Origin of the sequence: Novosphingobium sp. CCH12-A3 (assembly GCF_001556015.1) — a bacterium.
Lineage (GTDB): Bacteria > Pseudomonadota > Alphaproteobacteria > Sphingomonadales > Sphingomonadaceae > Novosphingobium > Novosphingobium subterraneum.
The window spans coordinates 1-9,193 of the sequence record NZ_LSIA01000185.1; the positions used below are offsets into that span (position 1 = coordinate 1).

General features: G+C 57.1%; 7 protein-coding genes. All 7 read left to right on the forward strand.

The features are described from left to right. Positions 1 to 202: hypothetical protein (locus AX703_RS28400; protein ID WP_231735549.1), on the forward strand; the 202-nt coding region annotated here is incomplete at its 5' end. 943 nt (positions 203 to 1,145) lie between these two features. Continuing rightward, on the forward strand, positions 1,146 to 1,385 hold the full coding sequence (locus tag AX703_RS27420) for a hypothetical protein (protein WP_156135933.1): 240 nt from the start codon (positions 1,146 to 1,148) through the stop codon (positions 1,383 to 1,385). Positions 1,386 to 1,760: 375 nt separating this feature from the next. After that, entirely contained in the window at positions 1,761 to 3,071 is a 1,311-nt protein-coding gene (locus tag AX703_RS14400; protein WP_156452071.1) for a sugar transferase, read from the forward strand. A 279-nt stretch (positions 3,072 to 3,350) separates the two neighbouring features. Next, positions 3,351 to 4,619, forward strand: coding sequence for an O-antigen ligase (locus AX703_RS14405; RefSeq protein ID WP_062345041.1), 1,269 nt, complete (start codon positions 3,351 to 3,353; stop codon positions 4,617 to 4,619). A 25-nt stretch (positions 4,620 to 4,644) separates the two neighbouring features. Continuing rightward, positions 4,645 to 5,337 carry a polysaccharide biosynthesis/export family protein gene (locus AX703_RS14410; protein WP_231735550.1) on the forward strand — a complete coding sequence of 231 codons (693 nt, stop codon included), beginning with the start codon at positions 4,645 to 4,647 and terminating at the stop codon, positions 5,335 to 5,337. Beyond that, on the forward strand, positions 5,312 to 7,567 hold the full coding sequence (locus tag AX703_RS14415; RefSeq protein WP_231735551.1) for a polysaccharide biosynthesis tyrosine autokinase: 2,256 nt from the start codon (positions 5,312 to 5,314) through the stop codon (positions 7,565 to 7,567). Before AX703_RS14410 ends, AX703_RS14415 begins: the two co-directional genes overlap by 26 nt. A gap of 34 nt (positions 7,568 to 7,601) precedes the next feature. Further along, a complete protein-coding gene (locus AX703_RS14420) occupies positions 7,602 to 8,768 on the forward strand; it encodes a hypothetical protein (RefSeq protein ID WP_062345045.1) in 1,167 nt (388 codons plus the stop codon). Positions 8,769 to 9,193 lie beyond the last annotated feature (425 nt).

Consider the following 9,193-nt stretch of genomic DNA (forward strand, 5'->3'; position numbering starts at 1 on the left):
CGTGGGCGCCGATGTAGCCTGCGCCGCCGGTGACGAGAACGGGAACCTTCGACATCTAGAGCATCTCCAGCAGCAATATGTGCAAGTTTGCCAGCAAGGCTTTACCTTGGTCGGCCGTACATTTCCCTCGAGATCGCCGGCAGACAGCAATGCGAGCCAGTCTGGAAATTTCGAGCATCTTCATCGGTGCGCTATGGCATGAAGAATAAAGAGCTGCAAAGGTCGACGATCTTGCAGCGTATGCGAGATCGTCCCAAGCGTCTCGCGATCGAATTTGCCAGATCCATATGTGGCACTGAGCCAGTTTTCCAGATCGCTTCGCGGCTTCACCCAGAAGTGGCGACATCGTGGAGCCTTGGGCCTTCCTCAGGAATTGATCTCCAAGATAGCCCGTCGAACTAGGCTTCGCTGTTGGCGCCATCCAGATGTTCCTGCGCTTGCCGAAGCAGTCGGCAGGGTTCCGATCCCGATGTCAGGTGACAGCTGGTGTCGCTTCTTCTCCCGGCGTCTGTTCAGAAAAGACACCAGCTTGCGGCCTTCGACCGCTGTAACCGTAGTCCTGACAGAACTTTCCGTCGCAATGCCAGAAGGGTCCGTTGCGGGGCAGGCGCTTATCGCTCGTGACTTGTCAGTGGCCTCATTGACCCAATGGTCGCAGCAGGGAAGGAACCCGTTTGAGAAGAGCGTCAGTCTGTTCCGCGCGACCGGGCTCTGTTGGTGGTGAAGTCGAGGTGATCGCAGTGGCCGGCAGGAGCGACGCGGGAAACGGCAGACCCCGGTCGTGCATCCATAACCAAGGACGTCGGCGTGATGCCGGCCAGCACTTGTTGCGACGCATGTCAGTGGGCTACGCCTTTTCCAGACGCGAGCGGTTCGACATCGACACCGATTTTCAGGGACAGTGGAGTCCAATCGCCAAGCCGCGCGTCGGGCAAGAGCTCATGAGTTGTTTACACTTTAGTGGATACAGTGGCGCGGAAACCCAATTGCGGCGAGTGCGTTTGTTTCGTCAGTGCGTGACAAATCCGCCCCGGCGGCTTTTCCGCCTAGAGGTGAAATGCTGAGGTCGTTCGCATCGGCAACATGTGCGTTGCAATATAATCCGAATCGTGCATAAGCGTACAACGAAAGATAGGAGCATACACATGGCAGTTCTCAAGAAGGCGTGTTCGGCCTTGGTAGTGGCGGGCTTGCTCGTATCCGTTCCGGCTGCGGCGGCACAGCGTAAGCCTGCATCGGCCCCATCGGATGTTCGCACGTCAGCGAAGATCAAGAAGGGCGAGAAGGCAGTTGATACGGCTGTAATCGTTGTGGGCGCACTGGCTGTTGGTGCAGCTGCCTACGGTATTGCCAAGGCTGTCGAGGGAGCCCCCGCGAGCCCCTGAAGCGCACCTGCCGCTTCAGATCCAAGGAAACGCCCCGAAAGGGGCGTTTTTTTTTGGCATTTGTCTCGCCCGCTCACCGAAATGTCAGTCTGGTCGCCGCAGGCGAGTCACGGTTCGTCGCCTAAACTAAAGATATAGCTTGCTAGCATAGCTCGTTGGTTGGACGTGCCTATGCACGTTCTCGAATCCTTGGGTTAAAAGGCGATTTCGCGCATGCTGCAGGATCAACGGTGGTTGAGGAGCGGGAGCAGAGTGGCCTGAGGAGCAGATACATTTTGCAAGTGCGAAAGGTCTTCGTTAGAGTCCGGGGTTCTACGTATCCCTTGGCGGCGATTGTGCTGGTCTGGTAGAAACCAAACCTGAGGGGCAGAAATTGTGGAATACAGGCCAATCATTGCCGCCCAGTCGACGGTGCGGATTGTTCCCACGCCAGCAGCTCCCGGCTTTGTCCGGGTAGTGTTGGTTTCGAACCGCTATCTCCTGGGCATTGCGCTAATCCTCGTCGCGCTGGTGCCGCTGTTTCTTGATGCGCTCCATGACACGTTTCGGTCCCGCGTCCGGACCGACATTGCATTGTTGCCGACATACATCGCGTCCTTTGGAGCAGTGTGTCTCGGGCACCTGTCCTTGCGCCGGATTGCGGTGCTTCCCCTCGTTTCCGGCGCCAGTCTGATCTTTCCGACATTTCTCGCAAGTTTCACGGTGGGCTTCTTCGTTCTCTTCATTCTGCGCATACCCCTAGGACTGCCGCATTTGTTAGGCAGCTTCGTAACGGCCTGCACATGGTACTTTTTTGCGTCGGTGATGCGTGCGAGGTATGTCCGACCGATTGTCGGCCTGGTAGGAGTTTCGCCTACAGAAGCGGCGCAGCTTTCCGAGCGAATTCATTGGCAGATCCTGCGCGAGCCCCGCCTGCCTCAAGGGATCAGCGCAGTAGCATTCGATCCCCACTCCAACTTGTCGATGCGCTGGTCCTCCTTCATCACGAGGCTCGTGCTGCAGGGCGTACCAGTCTATCACCTCGCGCACATGGAAGAAGGGTTGACGGGCCGGGTCAAGTTTACCGAGCATTCGGATAACGAGTTCGGGGCGTTGCTTCCGTCATTATTTTACCTCAAGATCAAACGTGTAATTGACGTGGTCGTGGCGTTGCTCGCACTTCCATTTGTTGCTTGCATAGTGGCGCTCGTCTCCGTTTTGATCAGGCTTGAATCCCCCGGGCCAGCAATTTTTTGTCAGGTACGGATGGGGCATAGAGGCCGCCCCTTCGTCTGCTTCAAGCTTCGCACCATGCACACGGCCATGGACGGGCCGGCATTCACGGAGGAGGGGGACCGGCGTGTGACGCGCCTTGGTGCTTATCTGCGAAAGTGGCGAATTGATGAATTGCCCCAGGTCTGGAACGTGGCGCTGGGAGAAATGAGTTGGATTGGCCCTCGTCCGGAAGCCATAAGGCTTGCACGGCATTATGAACGCCATGTGCCGTTTTACGGCTACCGACACGCCGTGCGGCCGGGTATTACCGGTTGGGCCGCTGTGCACCAAGGCAATGTTGCCATGTTGGAGGCTGCACAAGAGAAGTTGGAGTTCGACTTCTTTTACATCCGTTACTTTTCGTTCTGGCTGGACGTGCTGATCGTTCTCAAGACAATTCGAACCGTCTTGACTGGATTTGGATCACGTTAGGATCCCGAACCTGTGGATCCTAACGCTGCTGGCTTGAGCAATCAGGCTGACTCTCAGTGGCCCCGGCAACACGAACATAAGGGGTCAAGAATGGATGAACGCTTGCCGAGAAGGGTTGCACGAGTGTCGGCCAGTTCACAAAGGTCGCGGGTTTCAGTCCCGCTAACGGGACTGTTGTGCATCGTAGGAATCGCTTTCCTTTTCGGCGGTAGCGCGCGACCCGATGTGCTCTCTTTGTTGCTTTTGCGGCCATTGTCCATTTTGGCATGTGGTGCCGCATTGCTGACGCTCAAGCGCGAGCATCTGACGGAAAACTGGGCGATCATTGCGTGGTCGGCAGCAATCCTCATTCTCGTGATTTCGCATCTTGTGCCGCTGCCCCCACAGATCTGGCAAATCTTGCCCGGACGGCAGATAATTGTGGAGATTGATGAGGTGACAGGCATTGGCCCTGTCTGGCGGCCGCTATCGATGGCGCCGGAGTGGACCTGGAATGCGCTTTGGAGCCTCGCCACGCCATTGGCCGTAATCCTGTTCGCGATACAACTGTCGGCCCGCGAATTGCGCTTGGCATTGACGAGTGTTGGCCTTGTGGTCGTTCTGAGCGCGATTTTGGCCGTAGCGCAGCTGGCGTCCGACCCCAAAGGACCACTGTATCTCTATGCGGTAACCAACAATGGCAGTGCGGTAGGTCTGTTTGCGAACCGGAATCACCAAGCCTTACTTTTGGCAGCAGGATTTCCCGTGCTTGGGCTCTGGCTCGCACAACTAGGTGCCAGGCGACGCACAAATGCATTTCTCATTCGCGTAGCGTGGATTTGTGGTGCGCTCTTCATCATTGCATCCCTGCTAGTGAATGGATCCAGGTCCGGTCTCGTGATGGGAATTTGCGCAGCAGTCATGACTTGGGCGTTGTCCCTCTTTTCGGCTCATCCTGTCGAGCAGCGCGCTCAAGATCGCATTATGCGTTGGCTGACCTGGGGGGGAGGGGGCATCTTGCTGGTTTTTCTGATCGCTTCTGCCGTTTCCTCTGACCGGGCGGTTGTGTTCAGCAGGTTGATGAATTCGGAGTTGGTCGATGATGCGCGCATTCGAAACCTTCCGGCAACGGTGGAAATGTTGCGGGACGTCTTTCCGTGGGGGAGCGGGATCGGCTCGTTCCAGCCAGTTTTCCAGATTTACGAAGGCGACGCCATGATATCGCCAGTGTACATGAATCATGCGCATAACGACTGGCTCGAGGCGATTGCAACCGGGGGGATTCCGGCCGCACTACTGCTCATTGCCCTCCTGGTAATCGTCGTTTTTCAGGTCTTTACCCTTGCTCGAAGGAACGGGTCAGACCGTCTGCTTTGCGGCACCGGGCTGATCCTGCTCTTGCTTTGCACGATTGGCTCGCTTAGCGACTATCCAGTGCGGGTGCCGGCGATAGCGGTGCTCATGGCCTTGGGTCTTGTTTGTTTGCGGCCCCCTCGATTGCAATCCGACGGAGCGACAGTGCAGGTAGTGACACAGCTAAACCGACGGAAACATTCATATGCAGCGTAGCAGGTTCGTTCTCGCAATTGGGTTGATGGCAAGCCTTGCAGGGTGCGGCGGAAAAGTTGTGCTCGGCGGAGACCCGCAGCTCTCGGTGCTGGATGCAACGGAGCTTCCTGTACCTCGTGGGGCAGATCTGTCCGGCGGCGTTCAGCCCTATTACGTTGGTGCGTTCGACCGACTGACGATTGATGTATTCGGCATCGACGAGCTTGCGCAACGCGATATCCAGGTCGACGCGAATGGCAAGATTTCCTATCCCTTGGTCGGTGTGGTTGACGTTGCTGGCAAGACGGCGGGCGATGTCGAGAAGCTGCTTACAGAGCGACTGAAAGCAGCGTACGTACGCGACCCTCAGGTAACCGTGAACATCAAGGAGATGGTCAGCCGGGTGGTGACTGTCGATGGCGAAGTCAAAAAACCTGGAATCTATCCGGTTGTGGGGCGCATGTCGCTTCTGCGGGTCATTGCCAGAGCCGAAGGGACGAACGAATTTTCAAAGCTCGATGATGTCGTCATCTTCCGCACCGTCGCGGGACAGCGTTATGCAGCCCTCTACAACCTCGATGCGATCAGGCATGGTGCATACCCCGATCCTGAAGTCTACGCCAACGATGTCGTGACTGTTGGGGACTCCCGCTCGCGGCGCCTGTTCAAGGATTTTCTGGCCGTATTTCCGGCGCTTGCTACGCCGATCGTGATTGCAGTCGATCGCCTGGCAAATTGAGCTATCGGAACCTATTGACATGATGAATAGCCAAACGCCGGATCTCCGCGATCGTGGCAATGATCATAGCCCGACGGCGGACTTGATGCAGGGGGCAGAATATGATGAATCCTGGCTGTCTCCGCTGCTTATGCAATATTGGCAGGCAGTCCTGCGGTGGCGATGGATTATCGCTGGCATCATAGCTGCAGCGCTAGTGGCTGGACTGGTGATCACCTTGATGACGCCGGCCCAGTACACCGCAAAAACTCAGATCGAGATCAGCCGCGAACAGAAGAAGATTACAAATGTCCGCGGTATCGAGTCCGATACTGAGGCAAGGGATATCGAATTCTACGCGACGCAATATGCGTTGCTCAAGGCTGAGTCCCTGGCCGAGCGTGTTGTGCGCAAGTTGCGCTTAGCCGGTGACCCTGTGTTCATGGCAGCGCATGGACTTGAGCCGCTGCAGGTCAGTGAGCCGAATAGTGCAAGACAGAGATCAGATGCCGAGCAACGCCGGGCGATTTCAATCTTGCTGGCTAATGTAGATGTGTCACCAATTCGCGCGTCGCGTCTGGTAGATATTTCTTACACCTCACGATCACCTCAATTGTCAGCCAAGATTGCCAATGCCTGGGCGCAGGAGTTCGTCGGATCATCGATGGACCGGCAATTTGCCTCGACCGCAGATGCGCGCAAGTTCCTTGAAGAGCGACTCGGGCAATTGCGTCAGAAAGTCGAGCAAAGTGAACGTGATCTCGTAACCTACACGTCGGGCAAAGGCATTGTCACTCTGGATGCCATAAGGGATGCAGACGGCCGAACCTATACCCAGCGGACTCTGGCGTCGGCCGATCTGGAGGCCTTGAACCAGGCGTACATTGCGGCAAGGGCGGAGCGGATCGCTGCTGAGAGCCGGGCGACGGTAGGATCCGCTGATAACAGTCCTGAAGTGCTTACGAATCCGACAATAACCGCCTTGCGCACGCAACGGGCGGAATCAGCGGCGCGTTATGCAAAGATCCTCGTCCAATTCGACGCTAGATATGCAGCGGCGCGCGCCATCAAGCAGGAGATGGATGCGCTCGATGCAGCAATCCAGAGAGAGACGGCGCGGGCGGCAGGGAGCCGGGGGCAGTCTTATGCGGAAGCATTGAAGCGAGAACGCGACCTGGAGTCCAAGGTAAACGCGCTCAAGGATGAATTGACGCGCCAGCGTGAGGCCTCAATCCAACAGAACATCTACCAAAGGGAAGTCGATACAAACCGGCAACTCTACGATGCGTTATTGCAGCGCTACAAGGAAATTGGCGTAGCCGGCTCTGTTGGGGTCAACAACATAGCTATCGTCGATTCTGCGAAAGTGCCAAGCGGCCCGTCATCGCCAAAAATGTTGCTCAATCTCGCGGTTGCTGCACTGGCCGGCTTGATACTCGCCGCAGCAGTCGTGTTTGCGCTCGAGCAGATTGACGAAGGCATTCGGAATCCGGAGGACGTCAGGAATTTTCTCAAGATTCCACTGCTTGGCAACGTCCCAATGACGGAGGAATCGCCGCTTTCGGAAATTCAGGACCCGAAGACGGGCATGTCCGAAGCGTACTTCAGCGTCCGCTCTACCCTCGCTTTTGCGACCAATCACGGACTCCCTAAGTCCTTCGTCCTTACCAGCACGCAGCCAGGCGAGGGCAAGTCGACCTCTGCTCTTGCGTTGGCCGAGGTGATCGGGCGCACCGGCAAGTCCGTGCTCCTGATTGACGGCGACTTGCGTTCGCCATCTGTGCATCGCTACGTGGGCATCGAGAACAAGTCAGGGCTGAGCAACTTGCTCGCTGGAGAGGACCTCGCTGATCAGATCCAGCAAACTGATCACCGGGGATTGTGGGTGCTTCCTACAGGTCCGATCCCTCCAAGCCCGGCAGAGTTGCTGAGTTCGGACAAGTTTGGTCAGCTAATCACAACTTTCCTCGACCGCTTTGACCATGTGATTGTTGATGCACCGCCAATCCTCGGTCTTGCTGACTCGCCCCTCATGGGCCGGGCAACCGAGGGTGTTGTCTACATTGCGCAAGCAGAGCGCACCTCGCGCCGTGCAATTCGAGCGAGTCTGCAAAGGCTCCGTGCAGTTGGAGTGCATGTCTTTGGTCTAGTTGTGACCAAGGTCGATTTCTCGAAGCATTCGTACGGCTACGGCTACGGCTACGGTTACGGCTACGGTTACGGCTACGGGATCACCAAGGAGCAGTCGTGATTGGGCGGATGCAAGGAGCAAGGAGCAGGAACTGATGAAATCTGTTCTTTGCTCGGTCGGCATTATCACTGTGGCGGCAGCTTTGGGATGGCTGGCGACAGTTGATGCAGCAGGCCAAGTTGGCAGTTCGGCACCGGCTTTGCTCAGGCGCGCGACGTTTTTGGAGTTAGAGGACCTTCCTGCCGCAACGGCTCTCGGCAACCAAGTAGACATCGTAAAACTGGCAAGGAAGCGGCTCCAAGCAGAGCCGTTGACGGCCGCCGCTATCCCTGTTGCTGTCGGCCCGGCAGGCAAGTCAACTGAAAGCGTCGGCGTATCAGTCGCCGCGCTCAAGCTTGCTGAAACGGTGTCTCGCCGCGTTCCTAAGGTGCAGCTTCAACTTGCTACTCTCGCCGCCCAATCAGGAGATCTGACCGACATGCTCATGCATGTCGATCGCGCGCTTCTGGTGGATCCGTCATTGGAGAGCAGATTGCTTCCGCCGTTGATTCCCGCCCTGGCGGACCCTCGATTCCGCGGGGCCTTGAGGCCTTTTGGAAGACGCACCTGGCTGTGGAGCTTCGGAAGGATGGCAGCTGACTCTTCTGAGGGCGCTGTGAACGCGTCGCAATTGTTCCGGGAGCTGGGTGCGGATCAAGGGACAGCGCCCCGAGAGTTTGTGCCCCTAGTGATTCGAACTTTGGTCTCCTCGGGGGACACTCATACGGCGCGAGAGTTTGTGCTCAAGAACGGGAAATTGCAGCCGAGTCAACTTGATGCCTTTTCCCCAACGAAGGCGAACTCAAACCCCGACTACGTTCCGATAACCTGGGATGTGGCAGCCAACGAATTTGCGATGGTTGAGCTGGGGCCAGCTGGAAAGTGGGAAGCGTCGATCGAGGCAGGGCGGCAAGCCTGGTTGTTCAGGCGTACGACTTCATTCGCACCCGGACACTATCGCGCAGAAGTCCCGGTGCATTCCGGCTCTGAACCAGTGCTGGTGTCTGTCAAGGTGGGGTGCGTACCTGCCAGTTCACACGCTACGGTCGACGTCTTGGCGTCGTTCACGCCAAACGAGATCCGCAGATTAATCCTCGCCCCCGAGTTTCCCCCTGACTGCCTGATTCAGGAATGGGTGATACAGGCTTCAGCACCTGATGCACAAATGCCAGGGTTATTGATGTCAGCTGGGGAAATGAGTGTCACACGGCTCGGGCCTTGAGGGATCAAGGTACTGCGTGGCTCTTATTGAAACGCTCGACCGCTGATTTAGACATACCTATGAAGGTGACTGCTCGGTAACCGTTGCGCCGGACCCACGGGTGCATGTGCTGTAGTGGGTGGGGGCGTTAGCGGATTTCGAAGTTCCGAGAGCCTGCAAGCTCGACGTGGAGCATTTCCATAAGCTCTGGGACGATCGTAAGCGCCGACGGAACCCGGCCTTGTCAGTTTCTTGGCGGTGATGGAGTTCGCGAGGCGACAGGAGGCCTTGCGAGTGGATATCGAGCAGTCAAACGAGCCTCGTATGAGCGGTCGGCACGATGGTGCGGTGCTCGTTCGAGTGGAACGCCGGCGCCGCTGGAGCGATGAAGGTAAGCATACGCCGAGGACCGCGGCGAAGCTAAATCAGGCGGCGAGAGCGACCCG